The 23161-nt window shown below is 63.8% G+C and carries 18 protein-coding genes and 1 tRNA gene; 5 read left to right on the top strand and 14 right to left on the bottom strand.

Annotated features, from left to right (window positions below; all coding sequences use genetic code 11):
- Window positions 1–225 precede the first annotated feature (225 nt).
- The gene (locus ACFW6D_RS22405) at window positions 226–1098 is read left to right on the top strand and encodes a bile acid:sodium symporter family protein (RefSeq protein ID WP_379331027.1); all 873 of its coding nucleotides are present in this window, start codon (window positions 226–228) and stop codon (window positions 1096–1098) included.
- A gap of 3 nt (window positions 1099–1101) precedes the next feature.
- Here the strand turns inward: ACFW6D_RS22405 and ACFW6D_RS22400 are convergent, their stop codons facing one another.
- From ACFW6D_RS22400 to ACFW6D_RS22385, 4 genes are all read right to left on the bottom strand, one after another.
- Window positions 1102–2706, bottom strand: coding sequence for a serine/threonine-protein kinase (locus ACFW6D_RS22400; RefSeq protein ID WP_379331025.1), 1605 nt, complete (start codon window positions 2704–2706; stop codon window positions 1102–1104).
- A 78-nt stretch (window positions 2707–2784) separates the two neighbouring features.
- Window positions 2785–2937, bottom strand: coding sequence for a hypothetical protein (locus tag ACFW6D_RS22395; protein WP_379237636.1), 153 nt, complete (start codon window positions 2935–2937; stop codon window positions 2785–2787).
- Window positions 2938–3039: 102 nt separating this feature from the next.
- Window positions 3040–3441, bottom strand: a complete 402-nt coding sequence (locus ACFW6D_RS22390) for a hypothetical protein (RefSeq protein ID WP_379331023.1) — start codon at window positions 3439–3441, stop codon at window positions 3040–3042.
- Between the two features lie 91 nt (window positions 3442–3532).
- Window positions 3533–3778 (bottom strand): hypothetical protein, encoded by a 246-nt coding sequence (locus ACFW6D_RS22385; protein ID WP_379237632.1) that lies wholly within the window; start codon window positions 3776–3778, stop codon window positions 3533–3535.
- 211 nt (window positions 3779–3989) lie between these two features.
- On the opposite strand from ACFW6D_RS22385, the gene ACFW6D_RS22380 reads away from it, so the two are divergent.
- A tRNA-Asn gene (locus ACFW6D_RS22380) sits at window positions 3990–4062 on the top strand.
- A 79-nt stretch (window positions 4063–4141) separates the two neighbouring features.
- Here ACFW6D_RS22380 and ACFW6D_RS22375 read toward each other — a convergent pair.
- From ACFW6D_RS22375 to ACFW6D_RS22345, 7 genes are all read right to left on the bottom strand, one after another.
- On the bottom strand, window positions 4142–5356 hold the full coding sequence (locus tag ACFW6D_RS22375; protein WP_379331021.1) for a tyrosine-type recombinase/integrase: 1215 nt from the start codon (window positions 5354–5356) through the stop codon (window positions 4142–4144).
- Window positions 5357–5462: 106 nt separating this feature from the next.
- Complete coding sequence (locus tag ACFW6D_RS22370) at window positions 5463–5678, bottom strand: helix-turn-helix domain-containing protein (protein ID WP_379331019.1); 216 nt, start codon at window positions 5676–5678, stop codon at window positions 5463–5465.
- A gap of 478 nt (window positions 5679–6156) precedes the next feature.
- Window positions 6157–6546: an inorganic diphosphatase gene (locus tag ACFW6D_RS22365; protein WP_379331017.1), complete on the bottom strand. Its 390-nt coding sequence runs from the start codon at window positions 6544–6546 to the stop codon at window positions 6157–6159.
- Window positions 6547–6618: 72 nt separating this feature from the next.
- A complete protein-coding gene (gene galE / locus ACFW6D_RS22360; RefSeq protein WP_379331015.1) occupies window positions 6619–7596 on the bottom strand; it encodes a UDP-glucose 4-epimerase GalE in 978 nt (325 codons plus the stop codon).
- Window positions 7593–8615: a hypothetical protein gene (locus ACFW6D_RS22355; protein WP_379331013.1), complete on the bottom strand. Its 1023-nt coding sequence runs from the start codon at window positions 8613–8615 to the stop codon at window positions 7593–7595. The genes galE and ACFW6D_RS22355 overlap by 4 nt, the downstream gene beginning before the upstream one ends.
- Window positions 8616–8660: 45 nt before the next feature.
- Entirely contained in the window at window positions 8661–9974 is a 1314-nt protein-coding gene (locus ACFW6D_RS22350; protein WP_379331011.1) for a phosphomethylpyrimidine synthase ThiC, read from the bottom strand.
- A gap of 13 nt (window positions 9975–9987) precedes the next feature.
- On the bottom strand, window positions 9988–10410 hold the full coding sequence (locus ACFW6D_RS22345) for a hypothetical protein (protein WP_379331009.1): 423 nt from the start codon (window positions 10408–10410) through the stop codon (window positions 9988–9990).
- A gap of 289 nt (window positions 10411–10699) precedes the next feature.
- On the opposite strand from ACFW6D_RS22345, the gene ACFW6D_RS22340 reads away from it, so the two are divergent.
- Together ACFW6D_RS22340 and ACFW6D_RS22335 are read left to right on the top strand one after the other, a co-directional pair.
- On the top strand, window positions 10700–11932 hold the full coding sequence (locus tag ACFW6D_RS22340) for a helix-turn-helix transcriptional regulator (protein ID WP_379331007.1): 1233 nt from the start codon (window positions 10700–10702) through the stop codon (window positions 11930–11932).
- Between the two features lie 37 nt (window positions 11933–11969).
- Complete coding sequence (locus tag ACFW6D_RS22335) at window positions 11970–12479, top strand: flavoprotein (protein WP_379331005.1); 510 nt, start codon at window positions 11970–11972, stop codon at window positions 12477–12479.
- Window positions 12480–12539: 60 nt separating this feature from the next.
- On the opposite strand, the gene ACFW6D_RS22330 is transcribed toward ACFW6D_RS22335, so the two are convergent.
- Window positions 12540–14750 (bottom strand): hypothetical protein, encoded by a 2211-nt coding sequence (locus ACFW6D_RS22330; RefSeq protein WP_379331003.1) that lies wholly within the window; start codon window positions 14748–14750, stop codon window positions 12540–12542.
- A 427-nt stretch (window positions 14751–15177) separates the two neighbouring features.
- Here ACFW6D_RS22330 and ACFW6D_RS22325 point away from each other — a divergent pair, with 427 nt between their 5' ends.
- Window positions 15178–15711, top strand: a complete 534-nt coding sequence (locus ACFW6D_RS22325) for a hypothetical protein (RefSeq protein ID WP_379331001.1) — start codon at window positions 15178–15180, stop codon at window positions 15709–15711.
- Window positions 15712–15936: 225 nt separating this feature from the next.
- Here ACFW6D_RS22325 and ACFW6D_RS22320 read toward each other — a convergent pair whose 3' ends face one another.
- Both ACFW6D_RS22320 and mobF read right to left on the bottom strand, forming a co-directional pair.
- Entirely contained in the window at window positions 15937–17028 is a 1092-nt protein-coding gene (locus ACFW6D_RS22320) for a hypothetical protein (RefSeq protein WP_379330999.1), read from the bottom strand.
- Between the two features lie 231 nt (window positions 17029–17259).
- Window positions 17260–23151 (bottom strand): MobF family relaxase, encoded by a 5892-nt coding sequence (gene mobF / locus ACFW6D_RS22315; protein WP_379330997.1) that lies wholly within the window; start codon window positions 23149–23151, stop codon window positions 17260–17262.
- Between the last annotated feature and the right edge of the window lie 10 nt (window positions 23152–23161).

Below are 23161 nucleotides of genomic sequence, written 5' to 3'. Positions count from 1 at the left end.
TCGTTCGCAGTGCTGCGAGGCACGCGAAGCGTGCGCCCGAGCTCTGGACGCTGAGCCCAACTGACAACAAGCTCCCAGGGGTTGCCCCTGAGATGGGTCGCTCCGACCCGCTCTCGCCCCGCCACTGTCGCACCCAGCCACCTTCCCACACCGATTCCGGTGCGCATTCGCCCCACGCGCGGGCAGTGCCTTTGGTTAGGGTGATTTCCCGACGATCGGTGGTCTATGAACTCCTCCCTTGTCTCCACAGCCCTGCCTCCGGCCCTTGCCGTGATCATGTTCGGCCTCGGACTATCGCTCACCGCAGCCGATTTCACCCGGGTGCTGCGAGCTCCGAAAGCGGTCGCGGTCGCCCTGACCTGCCAGGTGATCCTGCTGCCCGTGGTTGCGTTCGGCCTGGTGAAGCTGTTCGATCTGCAGCCGCTGCTCGCGGTGGGCATGATGCTGCTCGCCGCCTCGCCCGGCGGCGCCACCGCAAACCTGTTCAGCCACCTGTTCCGCGGGGACGTAGCGCTCAATGTCACGCTGACAGCGGTCAATTCGGTGCTGTGCGTGGTGACCGTCCCGCTGGTCACCAACTTCGCGATCCACCAGTTCGCCCGCGACGAGGCAGCCACTCTGGGCCTGCAGTTCGGCAAGACGGTGCAGGTGATCGCGATCGTGTTGATCCCGGTCCTGATCGGCATGCAGGTACGGCGTCGCGCACCGGAATTCGCGTCGAAGATGGACCTACCTGTTCGCATCGCCTCGATCGCGATCCTCGCCACGATCGTGATCGCCACCATGATCGCCGACCGAGCGGCACTGAGCGGCTACCTCTTCGACGTCGGCGCGATCACCGCGCTGTTCTGCCTGATCAGCCTCACCACCGGCTACCTCGTGCCACGCGCGTTCGGGATCGCGACACCGCAGGCGATTGCGTCGTCGATGGAGATCGGTGTCCACAACAGCGCCATCGCGATCACCCTGGCCATCAGCGTGCTCGACAGCTCCCGCATCGCCGTCCCCGCCGCCGTCTACGCGGTGTTGATGACCCCGCTCGCGGCGCTTTTCGGCACTCTCATCAGCCGACAAGCGCGGGCACTCGCAGTGCCGTGAGGCTCATGCGATCCGGGAGATGCAGTAGCCGTTCGCGGCCTGGTCGAGAGCGAAGTCGACCGTCTTCTTCGCACCGTCGACACCGGTCACCGGTGCGCTGACGGTCACTGTCGACCCGGCGCGGACCGTGAGCGCCTTGTCCTCGAAGCGACGCACCCCGGACAGCACGGTGCCGGGCTGCGCACCGCTACACAGCAGCGGGTAGTCCGGTTCCACATCGGCCGGGTTCACCGGATCGCCGACAACCCGGCTCAGATAGCGTTCGACGGTGTAGCGGGCCTGCTCGTCGGTGAGCCCGGTCGCCGATCGCTCGCTGACGATCGGGCAGCCGTAGAAGGACCGTAACTCGCTGGGGCGCAAGCTCACCCGGAGTTCGTCATTCTCCCAGAACGGGCCGAACCGACCGAGGGTGCCTGCGCGGCGCACCGCATCGGTGATCTGCTCGACGTCGCCGTACATCGTGGGGATCTCGGCGGGTGACTGGGTCCAGCACTTGCGGATCAACGCGCTCGTGTCACCGGCGAGAACATCGTCGAGCCAAGGGCGTAGGACCGTCGCCGCCTTCGGACTCTCAGGGACCGCACCGATCTCGATGCTCGGCATGGTCATCGGCGCGTCCGACCCGACCCGATCTTTGGCGGTGAGCACGGCGAACCCGGTCACCCCGGCCACCACTGCCGCGGCAGCGACCCCCGCCAGGATTTTTCGTGTTCGCGAGGGTGGAGTCGGATCACGCAGCAGCACAGCGGTATCCGACACCACCGGCCTGCCGGTGAGCGCCGCGACCGCCGCGTCGGCGAGTTCACCGCAGCTGGCGTACCGATCGTCGGGCTTCTTCGCCATCGCCCGCGCGATCACCGCGTCCAGGGCAATCGGCAGCGCCGGATTACCGGCCGACGGGCGCGGCGGCGGTTCGATCAGATGCGCGCTGATCAACGCGGCCGCGCTCTCCCGCTGGAACGGGACGAACCCGGTGAGCAGTTCATAGAGGGTGCCACCGAGGGCGTACACATCGGTGTGCACGTCGAGCGGATGACCCTCCAGTTGTTCGGGCGCCGCATAGGCGAGGGTGCCGAGCACCGAGCCCGCGGACGTGAGACTTGTTGTCTCGCCCATACTTCGAGCGATTCCGAAGTCGGTGACCAGCACCTCGTCGGTGCCGTCGTCGGCGCGCGCGATCAGCAGGTTCGCCGGTTTGATGTCGCGATGCAACAGCCCCTGTCGATGCGCGTAGTCCAGTCCCCGCGCCGCCTCGGCGACGATGCGCACCGCGCGCTCCGGCGTGAGCACCGACAGCCCCTGGCGCAGCAACTGCGCGGCGTCGAGCCCGTCCACGAACTGCATCGCGATCCACAGTCGATCATCGTCGACCCCGCGATCGAAGATCTGCACCACATTCGGGTGCCGCAGCCGGGCGGCCAGGTCGGCTTCACGCTCGAACCGCGCCCGAAATGTCGGTTCCACCGCCAGTCGCGCATCGAGCACCTTCAGCGCGTCCCGGCGCGGAAGTCGTGGATGCTGGGCCAGATAGACCGCACCCATTCCCCCACCGCCGAGCCTGCGTTCGATGCGGTATCCCGCAAGGACCGCCCCCGGCTCGAACTCCATCACCACTCCTTCGCACCCATGTGGCTGCGCCCCAGGTTATCCGCCCCCGACTCGTCCTCGCCGAAGGTCGGATTCTCCTCAGTTGGTGGGGTCTTCGTCTCCGGCGGCGGTCAAGAAGGTCGGAAACAGGTTTCCGGGGACGGGCTCGCCGGGATCCGCCTTCGCCTCACTGTGAATCGGGGCGCTGAACAACGGCACCGGTGCGGCGCCGACGGTGTTCGGATCGGTCATAGGGTTCCCCCGTGTATCGGTTCAGGTGAGCGGTAGTTTCGCCGAGCCTAGTGGAGTACCGGCCCACCACCGACACTCGCCGACCGAGTGGCCGCGAACCGGCTACCCGTAGTAGGAGAAAGTGCACGTCGGATCGGCTTCGTGCTTCATCGCCACCAACATCCCCTTCATAGTGATGCTGCAAGCCGCCGCGCCCTTGGCACTGACCGCGGACTGCACCTGGTCATAGACCGGATATTCCTTCGACCAGGGCAATGTCACATCGGTCTCGGTCTGCTCGGCCGCGCCGTTGATCGAGTAGCGGATCGTCACCGGACCCGCGCCACCTGACACCTGCATCGTCGCCGTGCCGATAGGCGTGCCGGTCGGTTTCGCGGCCGCGACCGACGTGGTGGTGCTGGGCGAGGACTCGCCGTCAGCGGTGTCGGAGTTCGAACACCCGGTCGCCATCACCGCAACCACGGCCACGCTTGCGAACAAAGCGGCACTTCTGTGTCCATACATAGCGTCAGACTATCGCTACATCGACCGCGCCGGGCTGATCACCAGTGCGGGATGCCATGGTGAAAACATCTGTGGTGTAGATGAATTCGACTCAGCGACGGAGCTGGTTGTGCGGGATCAAGACGGTGGTGCGCTCGTCGATCGGCTCCATCGGCTCCAGCTTGGGCTGGGTGCTCAACTTGTCCGACAGCTTCTGCCGACTCACCGACACCAGCTTCTTCGTCACCGGACTGCCCGCGACCGCCCGCGAGGCCGCAGTGATCTGCTCGTAGCGCGCCCGACCGGCCTTCGTGCCAAGCACATAACCGGCCGCTACGCCGATGATCAACCGCAGCATCTCCTGGAGCTCCTCCCACGTCTGTGTGCGGGCTCTATCCTGCCCCAGCCGCCCCACCCGTGTCGATCCGGCCACCGTTCGACGACACATCGTTATACGCCACATGTCCGCAGGTAGCGCCCCGATTTGGGTTCCCGCGACACGATGCGCTAAAGTTTCATCTCGGTCAGCCCGCCAAGGCAGACCGCCTGAGTCCAACCACCCAGGGCAATCCCCTATAGCTCAATTGGCAGAGCAGCCGACTGTTAATCGGCAGGTTTCTGGTTCGAGTCCAGATGGGGGAGCATCTACCAGGGCAAACGTCACCGTTTGACCCTGGTTTTTGACTATTCTGACCCCTCACTACACGAAAACAACATCTTTTCACCGTTTCAGTCGCTCCAAAGTGGCGGTGAAGTCGGGTGCCTGCGTCGGTTGATCGATGTAGTGGCGGCGGGTCACCGCATCGCCTGCGTGGCCGAGTTGGCGGGCCGCATCCTCCGGACTGTGCACGGTCGCGATCATCGTGGCGACCGTCTTGCGGAAGGTCTTGGCGGTGATCCAGGCGAACTTGTCTCCCCTCGCCTGCTTCCAGAGGCGGTTGAAGTTGTTCGGGTCCCAGATACCGCCGTCGCGGTTCGGGAAGACCAAATCCAGCTCGTTGGGAGTGGCTTCGGCTTGCACCCGGCGCAAGGTCTCCACGACGAACGGCGGGATCAACACGGTGCGATAGCCCGAGTCGGATTTCGTTCGAGGCTGGCGGATCAACCCTTTGCCCTTGATACGAACGATGGTGCCCGAGAAAGTGACCCGCGGTGGCATGGCCTCGAGATCGACATCGGACCAAATCAATGCCAACGCTTCTCCTGGCCGCGGGCCGGTCCCGAGTTCGACGTCGACGACATCGAGGACTCGTTGGTTGCGTTTGGGCCCGTAGGTGTACCCGGGCGACCCATCGAGTGGAGCACCTTTTACCCACTCGTCGAGGTGCTGGCGCAGCTCGTAGAGAACCTCGATATCGGCGGCACGCGGTTTGGCACGTTTGCGGGGCAGGTCCGCCACCTCGCGGACGGGGTTGCGGTCGATCGCGTCGTGACGAACCGCCATGCCCATCATTTCCGACAGGATGACGCGCTGGCGCCGTGCCTTCTCCCGATGACCGTCGAGCGCGATGCGCTTGATGTGGGCATCCAGTCGCGATGTCGTGGCCTCCCAGACCCGCAGCCCGCCCAGCGAAGATTTGATCTTGACCGCGTCAGGTTTGGCCCGTTTGTCGGTCGAGACCTCGATCTCGCGACGGTAGAGATCCAGCGACTGCGGCGTGATGCCATCTTGGACGGCCTTCTCGGCAAGCCACAGGTCGGCGAGTTCGGTCAGTGTCGTCTCGCGGGTGATGAGCTTGCCCTGCGAGTGCTTCCGGTCTGCCAGTGCGCGGCGGAGTGCACCCTCGGCTTGCCCCTTGGTGGCACCGAAGCGGTCGACGGGCCGGCTGATGCCGTCCTCGTCGCGGTAGCGCGTCGTTGCTCGCCAGCTGCCGTTGCGCTGCCGGGTGGATTTGATCTTGCCGTAGGTGCCGATGGGGAGTGATTGGCGTGGCATCGATGTGTCCTCCCTTCAACGGGAATGCGGGCATGGCGGGCCGGGGACAAGCCGAATTCGGCACACCCGTCCGGAGAGGTGTGCCTGTGGGCGCGGCAGTTGGCCGTCAGGCAGGAGTGTTCGGTGGTTGCTCGCGTCGGGCAGCCTCGAGTTGCGCCTGCTCCCATCGCTGAACATCACGCAGTAGGTAGCGGCGGTACCGACCGATCTTGGCGAATCGTGGTCCGCGGTTGGCAGATGCCCACGTAGCCAATGTCTTTGGCGGAACCTTCAGCCGTGCGGCGACTTCGTCGGTGGTCAGCCAGACCTCATCGCTGGTCATTGAACCTCACCTCGCGTCGGTCCGTTCAGAATGGCGAGGTGCGGCCGGGGCCGTTTCGGCGTATCAGGTGGATAGCCCGCACAGTGCAAGCGGCGGGCGGGATCGAAAGAGTCTTGCTGTCGGTCGTTGTTCATTGCGCGCCTCAAAGTCAGGCCCGGCCGATGACTCTTCCCATTCCATGGAACCCCAAAAGCAGAAATTTCGCCACAAGAATTTGCTGGAACCGACTCGGCTCTCGAATCGCCGGATCCAAAACGTCAACGCGGGCGATTTTCAGCGGTGCCTCGGCCATATGAGATGGCTCCGCAGATGTCCACCCGAACCACCGTGCCAACGGCGCGGGCTCCACGAATCTTGTTCAGGGACTTGAAAATTGGCTCGTTGCCCGGATGGATTTCGGCGTAGCAGGTCGCTGGCCAGGCTTCCTGGGGTGAAGCCAGCAGCCCGGGCCAGACATGCTCCGGCATGTCACGGGGTATCAGCGCCTCAGGATCTCGTATCTGCCGGGGATCTCTTGAAACTCGACCGCTGCCGCGATCTGAGCGTCGTCGAGTTGGGTTCCGGCTGGAACCACGACGAGTTTGTCGTCGTCATCGCCGATGCGATGCACGATCGCGATGCAAGTACCTTGCGCAGTCCGCATGGGCTGTATTGCACCAAGGTAGTAGCCGTCGAGTTCTTCGCCGTCGGGTGCCGCGGTGCCAGGGACGTAGCCGTAGTTCGCGTCGTAGCGGAATCCGTGAACGGGGTGGGTGCTGCCATAGGGTCGGTCGATGGTGAGCTCCACCGACCGACCCAGATAGCGCCGTGCCATCCGCAACGACTCCGAATCATCGCAGGCAGAGGGGTCTGCCGCAGACTCACTCATTCCCAGAGAATATCCGCCACGTCGGTGGGCAGCTTTCCGACTGCGCTTCGCGCCGCCGCCAGTTGGTATCAGTTATCTGGCGGCAGACTGATGGAATTTCCAAGCATCCCCAACGATGTCGATGATGCCGGGTTTCGTCGGTGTCCATCCGAGTTCACGCCGTGCCAGCTCGGAGGAGGCATACAGCACAGCTGGATCGCCAGGTCGGCGTGGTGCTGTCTCCACATTGAACTCGGCGGAAGTGACCTGCCGGACAGCGTCGACTACTTGCTTGTTGGAGAAGCCGATTCCGTTGCCCAGGTTATAGATTCGGTGTTCGCCGGGGCTGATGGAATCGAGCGCCAGTAGATGCGCCTGCGCAAGGTCGGTGACGTGAATGTAGTCGCGAATGCAGGTGCCGTCAGGAGTCGGGTAGTCGTCGCCGAACAGGCTGAACTTGTCACGCAAACCTGCGGCGGCTTCCAGCGCCAATGGAATGAGATGCGTTTCGGGAGTGTGGCGTTCACCGATCATCGACCCGTCAGCGCAGGTATGCGCACCGGCTACGTTGAAGTAGCGCAAGCTGACAGCACCGAGATCACTGGCACGGGTGATCGACGCAATCGCCCGGTCGACGGTGAGCTTGGTGTCGCCGTAGGTGTTCACCGGGTTCGTCGAGGCGTTCTCGGTGATTGGGACTTGGTCGGGTTCGCCGTAGACCGCAGCGGTGGAGGAAAACACCAGTCGCGGTACCCCGGCGCCTCGGATGGCATCGAGCAGCGCGAGCGATGCGCGGGTGTTGTTGTCCCAGTGCCATTCCGGGTGATTCATCGATTCACCTGCCGCGATCAGTCCGGCGAAGTGCAACACGGCATCGAACCCGGCGGCCGGAGTGAGGACGGCGGCGATGTCGTGGACGCGAAGCTGGTGAAACCGTGCTTCGGCGGGAATCTGGCGGTTGTCGTTGCGGGAGAGGTCATCGACAACCTCGACTTGATGCCCGACGTCGAGGAGGAGCCGGGTCACGGTGGCGCCGACGTAGCCTGCGCCGCCGGTGACGAGGATCTTCATGCAGCGACCTGCACTTTCATAGCGAGGAGGTGGTCGTGGATTTCGCGTCGGTGCTTGGCGAAGTAGGAGGCGGGGCCCGGCTGTTGCTGCGTTCCTGCCCAGCCGGTGACTCGTGACCAAGTTGCGCGCTCCACGGTACCGATCTTGTCCAGGCGCGGGTTCGAGACCCATGCAGCGGCAACCTCACGCGCCAATTCGCTGACGCGCTTTTGATGGCGGGCGATGATCTGACCGCTGCTGGTGTTGGCGTATCTGCTCAGTCGTACTGCATCTGGGCGTGGACCACCGAAGGCGAAATCGAAGCGACGGAAGGCGTCGTGCACGTAGCCCCAGAAGCGGGAAGGCTCCAACGGAGGCTGCCGCGGATCTGCGCGCCAGGCCAGTTCAGCGCGCATCTGTTCGGCGAGGTGTGGGGCCATGCGGTCGAAGTCGTGGTGGGCGTAGGCGCCGCGTTCCAGCATCGCCGTCGAACGCAAAACTTTCATGCACAGTCGGTTCACCAGCAGGTGGAATTGGATGGAGTCCAGGCCGGTCTGCCACCTGTAGTTGAGTCGATGCCAGTAGTACGCCTGGATGTAATACAGCAGGATCTCGTAGGCGTCGCGGTCGTCGAGCCGGACGGAGTTGTGCTCTGGCAGGCCGTGCGGAGTCAATGGGACGCCGAGGTTCTTGAAGTCGTAGCCCAGTGACGTTGTGACTGTGCGATAGTCGCGCAGCGGCAGCGTCATCAAATCAACAGTGGGAAAGCGCTTTTCGGCGTCCGTACGCAATTGGGATATGAGCGTTGTCGGTGTCTCCCCAGAGGAGACATAGAGCAGGTCGAGATCGCTGATGAGCTGGCGCTGATCTTGGTGAAAGCGAATCCAGCTCGGTTCGCCGCGCGCCAACGATCCACCCAGGATGAGCCAGTCGGTGTCGGGCACGTGATCGCCGAGGGCGACCAGGTCACCGGCCAAACGGGTTGCAACCGTCGTCAGGTCCGCAGTGTCGGGGAGACGCCGGGTGATCATGGCGGCCAAGGAGGCTATGGTGCCGGTTGGCTGGGGAGCGGTCGCGGTCATTGGTCAGCCCTTCACGGCAGTGATCGACGATGAAGCCGTACTGGCGGGCACAGGAGTTTCTTCGTTGTCCTTTTTGGCTGTCAGGTGTGGGCACAGCGATCCGCAGATCGTGCATGGTGCACCGGTTTTCAATCCGGCGTTGATGAAGGCGTTGCCGGCCAACCGTGGGTAGAGCGCGTGGGTGGCTTGTACGTCCCAGTTGTTCGCGCGCCGGGCCACGGAGATGGCTCGCTGGCGGGCTGCTTCGTCGGTGTTGCCGCGGCCCAGTTCGAGCGCGGTGATGGCGACTTTGACGTTGCGGACGGCTTCGGCGGTGTCGGGTCCGGTGGGCATCAGGTAGTGCTCGACCTGAGTGATGGAGGCAAACATGTCTCCGCCGTGCTGCCCAGCAGTGGCAACGCCGATCGTGTTGACGATCGAGTCGAGAGTGACAGCGTTGTCGATGACCATCGGGCCTGCCAGCCACAGCGGCGCGCCACCGAGTGCCTTCTTGTAGGCGGGGATGATTTCGGCGATGCGGTGCAGCGGGATGTGGCCGCCGGTTTCGCACAGAACTTGGACGCCGGCGTTGAGCGCTTGGCGGCGCAGCACGGCCAACAACTCGATCTCGCGCCATTTCAGGTCGTCACCGGCGTCGGCTGTGGCGCCGGGGCGGAAGATATCGCCGAGGTCGAGCACCACGCCGCGGCGTCGGCAGATCTCGAGGATGCCGTCGAAGTACTCGTGCAACGGAGATTCGGTGTTGTGCATCCGCATGTAGCGGGCGATCAGTCCGCCGCCGCGGGAAGTGGTGGGCATGATCCGTGTCGACTGCTCACTCATTCGCGCTAACTCCGGGTTGATCCCGGCGTGGATCAGCGCGAAGTCGACACCGGAGTCCAGTCCGAGTTCGAACCGTTCGAGGAACTCGGCGCGACCGAGCTTCTTGCGGGGCTGGGCGAACAGGTCGTAAGTCAGGCAGCAGCCCAACGGAATCCCCACCACTTCCTTCAGCTCGCGGCGCAGTGCGATGCCCTCGGGGTTCGTGGTCAGGTCGATCACCGCGTCAGGTTTGGCGGCCAGAATCACCGACATGCTGTCGACAATCGCGTCGCGGTTGGTGTCCTTGGGTCCCAAGCCGATCAGCGCCGTGACTTTCCGCCGGGTACCCGCGCCGACGAAGATCGGGACGAAGTCCTTGTGATGGCGAGAATCGTTGGAACGCAGGAATACCAGGGTGCCTTCCGCGATGGCGGCCGCGGCTTCGGTGGCTTCGATTCCCTCGCGTGTGCAGGTTTCGAGGAACTGTGGGTCAGTCGGGTAGTCGAGATCGAGCATGGTAGTTCACCTTTCAATCGGCGGATGGGCGCTGCAGCGGCCACGGCACGGCTGCCTGGCCGGTCCGAAGGTCGCCCCAGGCGATGACGTGGTCAGCGACGGTGGTCCACGCTCGGTGCAGGTCGTCGAAGTCGACGGGTGCGCTCGCGTGGAACTTCGCTTCGAAGCCGATGTACGCGGCGGCGAGTTCATCGAGCGCTGTGCCGTAGTCGCGGTCGGGCAGCCTGGAATGGTTCGCAACCCAGGCATCGACCAATTCGGCGAGTTCAGCTCTGCGCGTATCGATTCGGGCAATGTTTGCGGGGTTTATATGGCGGCACCGGTGCAAATGCGCGAACGCTTGAGCCCAGCGTGCGATGAGGTGGTCACCTGGCAGGTGGCCGAATGCTCCACGGAAGGCGGAGATCAGCTGGTATCCGGTCGGCAGTTCATGCACGGTGAGGCAAACATCGACAGATCCCGGACTATGGCTAGATACTGGAGGGGGTTCGGGTTGATTGCCGTAGGAACTGCCGGTGCCCCCAAGGTGGGTGATCGGCTGGAAGCCGTTGTCTGCGTGTGAAATACGGGATGAGCGATATGCGCGTATTCCGATCATCGCTATCGATGGTGGTGGCATCAGTTGAGAGTGAGCTAGTCGGCGACGACCTTTGTCCCACTGCGGGACACGGGCACAACGGGGCAAAGCGATGCTGATCGCTCGCGTACACGAATGGGAGCAGTAGATGACCGGAATCGCTCACGGCGACATGTTCGTCGGTCGGCAAGTCCGTGCGATCCGTGCTCGCCGCGGAATCACCCAACAGGTTCTTGCCGATCGCGTCGGTGTCAGCCGTGGAGCCATCGCGAAATATGAGGCAGGCGAACGACCCGTCGATTCCCGCAAGCTTCTACACGCGCTCGCCGCAGCGCTGTCGGTCGACATCGGCGACCTCACCGGGCACGAACACGAACGCCTCGGCACACCCGTCACAGATTTTCATGCTGCAGTGCCGGATATCGAAACGGCGTTCTGGACCGCAGGAAACGTCACCGACACGGCCCCGACGCGCCGTGCCGACTTTCTCGTCGCAGCGAGCAAACACGCCGCTCGACTGCAGATGGAATGCGAGTACGCCACCCTCGCGCCAATGTTGCCCGCGCTGCTCACCGACCTGTATCGGCAAACACGCGACGGATCTACGGCCGACCAATACGCAGCGTGGGACGCGCTGGCTCAGGTCGCGTTCAGTACGTCGATCGCTATGCGAGCCCGCGGCTACACGGCTGTGGCATGGTCGGCGGCGCAGGAAGCTGAACGCGCATCCCAGATGATCGATAGCCGACCAGGGCATGCGGCGGCGACATTCGCCCGCAGCCAGGTCCTGCTCTCCCGCCCCGGAGCGTTGAAAGCAGCGTTGGATTGTGCTGAGGACACGGCCAAAAGAATGGCATCGACTGCTCGGACCGTCGGCGAAGTACAGACACTCGGCATGCTGCACCTGCAGGCATCACTAGTGACCGCAGCCAGCGGCGGCAACCCGCAAACGCACCTGGACGAGGCTGCCGACCAAGCAACACGACTGGACACGGCGCCAGCATCAGGGGCGCCATCGATTCTGGGGAATCCGACGTTCGGCCCCCCGAACGTCGCGCTCTGGAGGATGTCGGCAGCAATGGAAGTACGTGACCCCGATACCGTGCTGCACATGGCGCGCCAGCTCGATCCCCACACATTGCCAACTGCGGGGCGGACCGCGCAGTACTTCGTCGAAGTCGGTCGCGCGCAATCGATGAAACGAAACTATCCAGCCTCGATAAACGCCCTTCTGCGGGCAGAACATACTGCACCACAGCAGGTTCGGAATATGACCCATGTTCGAGAGCTCGTCGGGCACATGATGCGCAAAGCGCGGCGTGACCTGACTACTGGCGACTTGGGTCGGCTGGCACAACGAGTGGGCGTGGTTCCGGCCTAGCAGTGCCGATCTTCCCGACGCCTGCGACGATGGGGCTATGGCTGAGCGAACTCCGGTGTTGTACGCGATCGTGACAGGTGCTACCCCGGCGAGCGATGTCGGTGAGTTGGTCAGGCTGGCGCAGGCCGACGGATGGGACGTGTGCGTGGTCGCGTCGCCCAACGGCGCTCGGTTCATCGACGTCTCGGCACTTGCGGCCGAGACCGGGCATCCTGTGCGCTCACAGTTCAAGGAACCAGGGACCGTAGACCTCTTGCCTCCGGCTGATGCACTGATCGTCGCGCCGATCACGTCGAACTCATTGGCCAAATGGGCTTGCGGGATCGGCGACACACTTCCTTTAGCGATGCTGGTCGAGGCTGTCGGCGGAGGTCGTCCGGTCGTGGCGGTGCCACATGCAAAACCCGAGCAGATGGCGTTCCCCGCGATCCGCGAGGCGGTGAAAAAACTGTCCGAGTGGGGCGTGCGCTTCGTCCATATCGACGGGGGGCTCGGCACGGTGCCTTGGGACGCGGCATTGAAGGAACTGAGCCGCGCTCGGTCGTAGTCCTGGACGCCGAGGCTCCTCCAGGATGGAAGCCAGGCGAACGACCCGAGACAGCAAGGACTAGTTCTCCGCGTCCCGGGTATTCCAAACCGACTGGTACAGGCGCAACTCATTCTCAGTGAGCTCAAGATCGCCATGTATTGCACTCATTGTGGTGTCCCACTCGCGGTAGCTGTCTGCACGTGGCGTGAGCAGGACGCCGATTGAGACCAGCTCGTAGGTGCTGAGTCGCTCACATCGCTCGTGGTGACGAAGCTCCAGCCAGGCAATGAAGCTGGCGCGTGTTTCCTCAGTCAGTACGGAACAGACAGCGAAACCGAGTTGGGTCTCGTCGGGCATTCCTGCGAAGATCCGAGACCTCCAGCTGATCGCGCCGTCAGCTACGGTTCGGGCGGCGGCCAGTTCATCGCGCAGAAGCCGACCGAGTTCGGTGCGATAGCCGACCGGCAGACTATCGATCGAGGCAAGGACGTTTTGTAGAACGTCGATGCGGTCGGCATCGAATGCGCTGGTGGCGATGTCTTCTAGCATGATGCGCACCATGCCGTGAGCTTCGTCGTCGTCGCTGCCAGCAGGGGCTGTCGGCAGCAATGGGAGCGACTGCCGCACCCCAGGTCCGATCAGGTGTGGATCAACGACGGTAGGTGCCGCGTCTCGATCTGCTCGCGCGAGTTCGTAGTACCGTTCGGGCTCGGTTCCGAGGATCTCGGCCGATTCACCTACGCGATGCAGGTAGCTGACCACCGCGTAGGTCGAACGGAGCTGGTCGAACAGAAACTCCCAGTCGCGCCGCAGCAACACGATCACAGGAACGGCGCAGTCGACCGCGGGAATGGGATGACTCGACGGCGGGGTTGGATGTTCGATGACGACGACACCGACCCAGTCGATGACAGGACCGTCGATTCGAACGGTGCGACCGCGACCGTTCTTCATCAGTGTCGCTTCACGCGACAACCGCCGAGCAGTGCCCTTGACTTGGCCGGTGGCTTCTCGAATCTTCTTGTCGATCCATGACCTTTCCCGCTCGAACGAACCGGGCTCAGTCTCGCGGGCCTTGGACTGGACGATGACTCCGTGTTTACCGACGACGAGCAGGCCGTCACTGATTTCGCGGACGCCCTTACCTTTGCGTTCGACGCTAGGCACCGTCACGAAGTCTGGGAGTCCCCAGGTTGCAGCGGCATCGCGTATGGCTGCTTCGGCGGCGATTCCGACCTGTGGATGGGCACGCACCGGTGAAACCCGCGGGATGACGCGCTCGAAAGTTCCGTCGCCTGTGTCGACAACAAGGATGAGGTCATCGGTTTCATTGGCGACTCGCCCCACGCCGAAGTCTGATTCCGCAACCGCCGTCAGCTCTTCGGCGCTCCACTGCCAGGGCGACTGTGTTGCGTCGTACCAGCTTGCTCGTGGTTGCGCGCGGCTTCCCAGCAGGACTTGTCGAGGGTGCTCGGCCTCTTCGGACAAGTGCGCAAAGTAGGCACAGACGTACTTGACGGCGTCGAAGACCTCGTTGAGCCGTTGGTGGAAGCTGTCGTCGTGGTCGGCTGGTGAAAATCCCTCGGGCAGGCACAAGTCGACGATCGTCCGGGACCGGGCAGCCACGCTGTCGACCGAGTCGTAGTTCTCGAGCCGGAAGGTTGCGACAACGCGCTCATCGATCAGTTCGCCAGGTTCGGAAACAGTGAAATCCGCGACCCTCACCGGGCTTTGGGTCCGGAGCTCGGGCAAAACTGGGGTCGTCCAGGCACGGAGTTGAACACCCGACTCCAGGTGGTGGTCCCATTCCAGAAGCTGACCCAGCGCTGTGCGGAACCTGCTGACAATCGCGTGTTCGGATGGCCCGAGAAAGGGTTGGCAATCACGTATGAGCTGGACCTGGCGCATAGGGACACCGTCGAGACAGGACTCGGCCAGTAACGCTTCCAGTCCCTCGGCAGAGTCGGCAATGGGAAAGTATCGAGGCTGCTGTGGATTTCGAGGACGATGCAGGACGCTGAACTGTTCGACCGACTCGGTCACCAGCGAGTCCAGACATCCCCAAAGTTCATCGACGCAGTGCCGGAACAGCTCCGTCAGCCGCATTCGGCTATCAGCTGGCCAGTCCGCATAAATGACGATTCGCCCGGTGTGATCGGGATCGATCACGACCTCGTCGTCGAGGAACGGCCCATCGAGGAGCGACTTCCAGAGTGCGGCCATCTCGGAATCGCGCGCTCGCGCCGCCTCGAGATGCTTGCATGCCCGCGGGTAGAACCGCCTGATCACAGCAGCAACGTTAGCAACCACCACCGACAAGCGTGGTGCTGCTCACCGCCGCAACGGTCGCCGCCTGCTGACCAGCCATTGAGTCGGTGCACGCCCCCGACACAGAGGTGCCTAGATCGGTTCTGGGCGAACAACATCCGTGAGCGACGCGCACTCGAACCATCGCGACCAACCGAGGCCGGACAACGAAGCCCTTTCCGCCACGCCCCTCCCTGGTCCGCCATGCCGTAGGCATCGCTGTCAGTGTCCGGACGTACTCTCATGCCATGACACGGACAGTTCGGATTACAACGCTTTCTGGACGCAACTGTGTCCAGTGCGATGCGCCACTCAACATCGAATTCAGCGCATTTGCCGTCATGGATGGCTATCTACCCGAGCGCGAGACCGGTTCGACGTGCCCAAACCACTGTTTGGGCACTGTGGAATGAGCGCCACGCCCGGCCCGAATGGCAGGATCGACGAGCATGGCAAATTCAGCGCGGTTCTAAACCAGCTGGCGAACGCGGAAGTACGACTGGTTCCGGATTATCTGGATTGGAAGTACGAGCGTTGGTTACTCGACTATGACGCGACCGGCGAGGCCGAGTATCCCGAAGATGGTTCTTTTGGATGCGTGTATGTGCTGGGGTTGACCGGCGACTGGGTCAAGGTAGGCAAAACCACGAAGTGGTGGACTCGACGCCGCACTGCGCTGCACAGGCAGATTTCTGAGCGTCACCGGCTCACTGTCGAGCGGGAGTGGAAGACCGCGACCATGGCGTCGGAGGATCTGAGCCGGGCCGAAACTTTAGTGAAAACTTACGCCCGTCAGTTGTGCGACGGAGCGCACTTGTCCTATCCACGAGCGCGAGATGGCAGACCCGTCCACAGCCGCGAGACCGAGATGTTCCGGAATGCCGACTTCGACAGGATCCGTGCCTACGCCGACGTGATCGGGCGATGCGAGGCACTTTGGTAGCGATGTGAACACCGAAAGACCCGAACCAACACCCCCGCACAACCAGGGGTTCAAATACTTGTGGGCGCACCCGCAGCGCGGATTCAATACACCGAGCAACATCTTATCGAAGGCCCTGCGCGACTCGCGGCGCCGCCCGACGACGCGCTGTTGTCTCCGGCATGGGACTGCTGCACGATCCGGTGACAGCGTGACCTGCCCCAACCAGCTAAGTTCCACTGCTTATCACAAAGCCGGGCGTCGATGCTCGCGGTACCAGAATGCGTCGGACATCTGCGCCTCCCAGGAGGCGCAGATGTCGTCGTCGGTGCCGTCTTGGGCGAGTGCCCCTTCGTCGCTGATCGCGGCCAGGTCGGCCTGGGCAAGGGCGGTTACTCCAAGCATCAGCACTCCGTCGCATAGCATCACAGGAACGTCGCCGTCATTCGTCGCTGCTGTGTAGACGTACCCTCCCGCGATATCGCGAGCCACCTGTTCGGCCGACTCGATGAACGACATCCTGTAGTGGCTCAGCACGGTAACGCCCACGAGCAAGGTTGTGTCGATGCGAGGTACGGCGCGGTGGATCCGACGACCGACCCCAGTCGGCGCCATGGCCATGAAGCGATCCAACAATTGTTCGCTGAGCTCGTTTTCCCGCAGCCAGTACGGATGGAGACAGTCATACCCTTGAGCTCCCATCTCGATGAGCGGAAAGCCCTGGAGGTCTCCCGATTCCGAGCGACGCGCCAGTGACGGATCGCACCGATCGAAGAAACGCATGACGTCCAGCAAGGTTTCCACCACCAGTCTGCCCGCGACCCAGTCTCGGTAGCGTTTGTGTACGCCAGAAGCGGTGCGATGGAGATTCTGAATTTCGACGGGCAGATCGGCGTGCTCCTTCCAGACCGGGAAGACCCGCCAGCCACCTGCGCCGCCGACCACTCGATTCGAATCCATCTCGATCACCGAATCCGCGTGGGTGTCGGCATTGCGAATCAGCGTCAGCCCACGCACAATTCGTCCGTCCGTGTCATCGTCGCGGAATTTCTTGTAGGCCTCTTGATCGTTCGGAGCCAGGAGACCCTCGAACTCCTGGTCGATGGTGCGGGCGATGACCAGTGCGTTGGCCGCGTCGATCACGACCTGCTCGCAATCGATGTCGAACCTGCTCCCTGGGTGCAGGGCGACATCACTTCTGACCGTCGCGGTCCACGTGCGGCCAATCGCTTCGGCCAATGCACGGTACTTCTGGATGACCTTTCGACGCGCCGGCCCCACCGGAATGGGGAACAGGCCGGGGTCCGTCGCGACAGGCTGGCCGGGGTTGAATGACATGGGCGGGTCTACTTCCGTGACCTCACCGTGCGAAGGCAAGGGCTCCAGAGTACAACGCGGACGCCCGATCGACGAAATCAGTATTCCGCAACCTGCTGTGGCTTTCGCCGCGCTGTATATGCCGATGACCGGCACCGTTCGATCTTCTAGTCGGTTGACGCATTGGTGGGTCCCCCGGCGGTATTTGGCGCACACGAAGTGAATAGGTCCGTCCGCTGTCAGATCGGTCGCCTATGGACCCAGGCCTGTTCGTCGAATCTGTGGGTTGACCTCCAGGTTGAGATACTCCTCGCGATCGAAATACTCGGCCCTCAGGGTGAATTCGAGGCGTGCACGCTCCTCCTGATGCCGTTGCGAGGGCGTCAGCGCGTGTCGCCTCTCATGTTCTTCACGGTGGTCGGCGAGTTCGGAACTGATGGTCTGCTGTAGCGCTTCGACAGCTGCGTCGCGTGCTGCACCGTCGTTGTCGTTGGCTCGGGCATGATCGGCGAGGCGGCGATGTTCGTCTTCGATTGCGATGTGTTCGGCGCGGGCTGCCAGTTCGTTGGCAGTGCGGTTGGCTGCGCGCGCGGCGGCGCGGGCATGTTGGTGTGCTTCGGCGTGTTGGCGATGTTCACCGGTCAAGGTGTTGATGTGTTCTTGCAGGGTCTTGCGCTGGCGACGCCGTGCAACCGAGAGCGCATCGAATTCGTCGCGCGCGCTGTCGAGTGCAACCGAGGCGGAGTGAAGTCGACGGATGGCAATGTCGAGTTCGTTGGCGCACTGTCGCGCGGTTTGTTGTGCGCGGTCGGCCGCGTGTTGGTGGTCGGGCACGGCCGGATCAGGTTCGATGTCGACTTCATCGTGTCGGATGGGTGCGAAGAAGTCGGCCTCGGTGGCGATGTTTCCGAGTCGTTGCTGCAGGCCTTCGATCGCTTCGACGAGTTCGTGATCGGTGAGCCGTTGCAGCGAATTGAGCACTGGTAGTGGCGGCTCGGTGAGCGGGTTGTCGTGTAGCCACTGTTCGATGGTGGCGCGCCGGGCGGCGTCGAGGGCTCGCCAGTCTCGGCGCAGCATCGCTAGTGCCGCGGGTGCAGAGTGTGTTTCGGCGATGTGGGCGCATCGCACCGTGATGTGGTCGGTTGGGTCGTGGTCGGGGATTCCTGGTCGGTCGTTGTCGCGGCAGGAGTGGCACAGGCCGTCGTCGTAGCGGCGCGGCGGCACCGGGATGATCGCGTTGCGGGGGCGCTCGATGCTGCAGTCGACGCACGCGAGGCCGGCGATGGTGGGCATCGCGGCCAGGTCGTAGTCGATCGGGAACCCTGCAACCGCTGTTCGAGGTCGCTCGCTCGTCCCTGATGCAGTGCTCTCGGACGATTCCGCGGCAGCGAGATAGGTGTCGAAGGCGTCGTCGCCCGCTGCCTGGATCGGGTCGAACACGGATGGTGTGAGCGTGTGGTCGGTGTGCTCGCGATGGTCGAGGGCGGGGCGGGTTCGTTCACGATCGGGGCCGGTCTCGCGGCGGAAGGTGTGTGGATCGGTCGTTGGCGTGCACGCTCGGATCAGCTCACGATGGTGCGGGAATTGGTCTGCGGCCCAGCGCAGTCGAGCACGTGCGACCGGAAAACTGTTCTGGTACAAGGTGTCCGCGACGGCGGTCAGGACGCTGCGTTCTTCCTCGGATAGTGCGTTGTTGAAGCGTCGGAACGTGTCGACTGCTTCGGTGATCCGCCCCGCTGCGAACAGTCGTGCGATGTCTTCGATCCCGGGGGTCGTGTCGTCGCGGGTGGGGTGTTCGGTGTGGTCCGACCTGGTGGCCTTGTCTGTAATGGAAGGTGGGCGGTTCTCGGCGGCGTCGGTCGCCGGTGGCTGTTCGTAATCGGTGGCGGTTGTGCCTGTTTCGGCGACGGTGGGTGCGGTCGGCCGGGGTGTCGGAGTGTGGTGGTGGAGGGCGTCGACGCGCCAGGCCAGGGCGGCGGCGAGTTGGTCGGGACGCAGCGGTGCGGCGTCGTCGGGTTGGGCGCTTTGTAGGAGTTCGTAGGCGGTGCTGAGCAGATCGTGTGAGGTCCAGGTGCTGGTCGCACGTTCGACGGCGGCAACGACGCGTGGCCATGCCGGTTCGGTGGTGATCTGTTCGGCCATGTGGGTGCCGAGAACTGCTTCCAGGTCGGGTAGCCACTCTGGCCGGAGGAGGTCGGCTCCGGTGGTGTCGAGAGCGGAGGGCTCGAGTTCCAGGCGTGCCCACAGAGCGGCGGCGGGCATCTCGTCGGGCAATGGGTGGTGTGCGGCGGCATCGGTGAGCAGGGTGGTGATATCGAGCCCGGCGCGGTCTGCGAGGTCGATCTTGTCAGCGACAGCGGGCCAGTAGGCATCGGTGGTGATGCGGGGATCGATGCGGTCGATGACCTCGGCCCACCTGTTGCGTGGAAGCGTCGGATCGCCGTAGGCGTCGATGACGCGGTGCTCGAGGCGCTGTTGGTGGTGGCGTTCGAGGTCGATGTGGCGGGGTGGTCCGGTCGGTCGGGTATCGGTGTCGGGGACGTGTAGTCCGGCTCGCCACACCGCGAGCTCGCCGAGCAACGCTGGGTTGGTGCCCAATAGTGGTCGTGCCCATGCGGGTGCGGTGCTCGGTGTCCAGCGTTGTGCGGTGGCGCGGATCTGCGCGGCGAGATCGATCACGATCTTTTCGCGTGCCCGAACTGGTTCGGCGACAGCACGATCAACTGTCTGGTTCGGGAGTCCAGGAGTCCAGGCCAAAGGACCGGTGCCTGCGGAATGGGCACCGGTCGGGTCCAGGCGCCAGTCGAGAACCGCGGCTGGATCATCGGCGGTGTCGAGTTCGCGTTGGGCGGCGGCGGTGCGGAGCGCGGCGATGGGGTCGGTGCCGGTGAGCGCGATCAGGGCGAGGTGCTGGCGCAGGATCGGATAGGCGGGGCTGTCGGTGAGGTTCGGGTAGACGGTGTCGGCGGCGTGGTCGAGGGCTTCGAGTCGGTCGGTGCCGAGTGCGTGTTCGGCAGTCAGGCCGAGGGTGTCGAGGTAGATATCGACCGCGCGACCGATCCTCGAGGCCGGGTCGAGGGCGTCGCGGAGGGCGGTGTGCGCGGACTTTTGTGCACCGTCGCGAGCCATCACGCGGTGCAGGACTTCGATGGCTGTGCGCGGGTAGGTGGCGGGTTCGGTGTAGATCGCGCCTTCGGCGCCGTCGAGCGCGGTGACGATGTGGACGTGATTGGCGTGGATTCCGCGGGTCATCGCGACGTAGAACTGTTGGCGGGATTCGCGTCCGGACAGCGCGACATGGCAGGTGTCGGCGGTGATTCCTTGCGCGGAATCGATCGTCGACGCGTACCCGAGGCGCACGTGCGTGCGCACATAGTCGACCGGCAGCCGCACCGTTTTGTCGCTGTTGGTGCCGCGGTGTCGGTGTGAAACGGTCAGTGAACCGTCGGTGTGGACGTCGGTGACGGTCCAGGAGTAGCCGTTGCGGACCCAGTCGTGGTCGCCGAAACGCAGCTTCGGGTTGTTGCGTCGCGTGCGCACGGTGTCACCGACCGAAGCGCACAGACCGTCTGCGAGGACGACTTCTGGACCGGTTTCGGTGTCGGTTCGAGCGAGTCGGTCGGCGCGGGCGCGGGCGTTGAGCGCGGTCACGACATCGTGCGTGGGTGCAAGCATGACGGTGTCGCGACCTTCGAGGTCGTCGGTGGACCAGGCTTGGTAGGTGTCGTCGTAGACCGATCCGGTGTGCCCGGCGTGGATGCGATCGTTGTCCAGATACCAGGCCAGCGCGGACGGGTCGCCCTCGCGTAGCCCGATCGAGGCGGTCGCTTCGCCCGTGGAGGCGAACCGGACGACGTGCGAGAGCGTCAGGGTTTGTTCAGGCGAGGCTGCGTTCATGTCGGCGTCGGCGCCACCGGCTTCGATCGCCGGCAGCTGCTTGTCGTCGCCGATGCAGCGCACCGTCGCTCCGCGCGCAGACAGGAACCGCAGCAGCTGCAGGCGTTTGGTGTTGCCGAGTTTGACGTGTTCGTCGACGATCACCAGTGTTCGGTCGTCGATGTCGAGTACCCATTGGGGCAACGACGGTGGATGATCACCGGCGATGGTTGGGCTGTCCGGGCTCGGGGTGTGTCGGTTGATGACGTCGAGGAGTTTGTCGACGGTCTCGGCACGGGTGCCGATCGACTCACCCAGAACAGCAGCCGCAGCTGCGGTGGGTGCCATTCCTAGGACTGTTCCGCCACCGGAATGCCATGCGGCAGTGAGCACCTGCATCGCCGTGGTCTTGCCGGTTCCGGCTGGCGCGTTGGCGGTATGGACGCGGAGACCGGAGGTGGCGAAGGACGAGACGACACCGATCTGGCCGGCATTGAGCGGTCGCTCCGGGTTCGTGGTGTTGTAGTCGAAGACGGATTTGGCCACCAGTTCGGCGTCCAGGACGCGAGCGCCGGGCTCGACCGAGAGCGCGATCAGTGCCACTTCGACGTCCAGGGTGGATTCGGTGGTGTAGATCTGGGAGTTCGCACGGACATGGACGGCGGTGGAGTCGCTGCGACCCAACCACGTCGGCACCGCTCGCAATACCGGTTGCTCAGCGAGGTCGGGGTCACCGCGCGCAACTGCTGACGGCGGTGACAGTGCCTCGGCGACAACACTTTCCGGTATCCAGTTCCAGTCGGCAGATGCGATTCGGCCGCGGAGTTGGCGTTCGACCTCGGCGCGGAGGTTGAACACTCCCCAGGTCGAGCGCCTGGCCGAGACCCCTGTCAGCGCACGTTCGGCAGCCGAGGCGATGAACGCGGCATCAGGATGCGGGCGCGGTATCGGCGGCACCGACACCGCGCGCGTCACGATGTCTTCGACGCCGTCACGACCACCGAATAGTTGCCTGGCCTGCGCGGCCCAGGTGACGCGCTGCTCGGCGAGTGAGGTCGAGAGGTGTTTGCTCGGACGAGTTTCCAACGTCGCGCGGTCCGACAGGTCATAGATCTCCTTCGGTGAGGGTTCACGCCCGAAGGTCGTCTGGAATGCCGCGGTGAGCTGGTCGAGGCGAGCGACGATCGCAACACCCCGCTGCGACCACGCTTCGATCAGTTCCAACGGGATCCCGACGATTTCACGAATCTGGACTTGCTCGGGGGTGCGCCCGGGCCGGGGTTCGAACTGCAGAGCGAGGGCGGTTTCGAGGTGGTGCTCGACTCGGGAGTCATAGATCTCCGAGGCGGTGACCACGGCTTCGTACAGGGTCTTGGAGTCGAGCGTGCGCCATTTACCGTCGAGGGCGCGGACGCGGTTGGCGATCAGGACATGGGTGTGCAGGTCGGGATCGCCCGCACGGCTGTCACGGTGGGTGAATCCCGCGGCGACGATCCCGTCGACGTCGACCTGCCGGATCCCGTTGCGGCCCAACCGGGTGAAGATCGCATTGCGCTCCAACCATGTCAACGCATCCTCGATCGCGCGTCGATGTGCGGCCTCGATCTGGCGCGAAATATCGGGTGACGCGAGCGCCCACAGCACTGAGACGCTCTTGACGGGGCTGAAGGTGATGTCGAAACCGGCGACGGCAGAGTGTTTCGGACGCGAGTTCTTCGCTACCCAACCCGACAATTCGCGGGCATTCAATGGTGGGCGGTCGTACTCGGCGGTGAACATTTCGGTGGCGACTTGTGTGCGGATTCGTGCGCGTTCGTCGTCCGGGATTGCGGTAGTCGGTCCGAGGTTCTGCTCGGAATTGTGTGCGCGAAAGGCATCGGAACACTGCTGCCGGTACTGCGAGTGAGCCTCGTAGACGGAGAACTTGTTGCCTAGTTTCGATGCTTTCTCGGCGGCGCGGGTGGCTTCACGGTCATTGGCCCCCAGAGTGATCTTGTGCGAGTAGACCTGATCTTCGATCTGTTCGGCGTTCGGGTGGATGCCCAGTCCGAACAGTGACTTCATCTGTGACTCAGTCACTTCCGCACCCGGCGCGAGGCCGACCGCGGCGAGTCCGCTCCCCTGCCATCGCCCAGGCGCTTCGCCGTGGGCTGAGTAGTAGTCGGCCAGCGAGGAACGCCCACGCGCGGTGCTGTCGTTGGCGGCGATATTGCGTAAGTAGTAGTTGTATCCGTTGCCTGCGGTGACCCGGTGAATTGTTGCGACCATGCTTCATTTG

Source organism: Nocardia sp. NPDC058705 (assembly GCF_042749305.1).
In the GTDB taxonomy this organism is placed as follows: Bacteria; Actinomycetota; Actinomycetes; order Mycobacteriales; family Mycobacteriaceae; genus Nocardia.
Note: the sequence above shows the minus strand (reverse complement) of the source record. Positions and strands in the feature narration are given on the sequence as shown.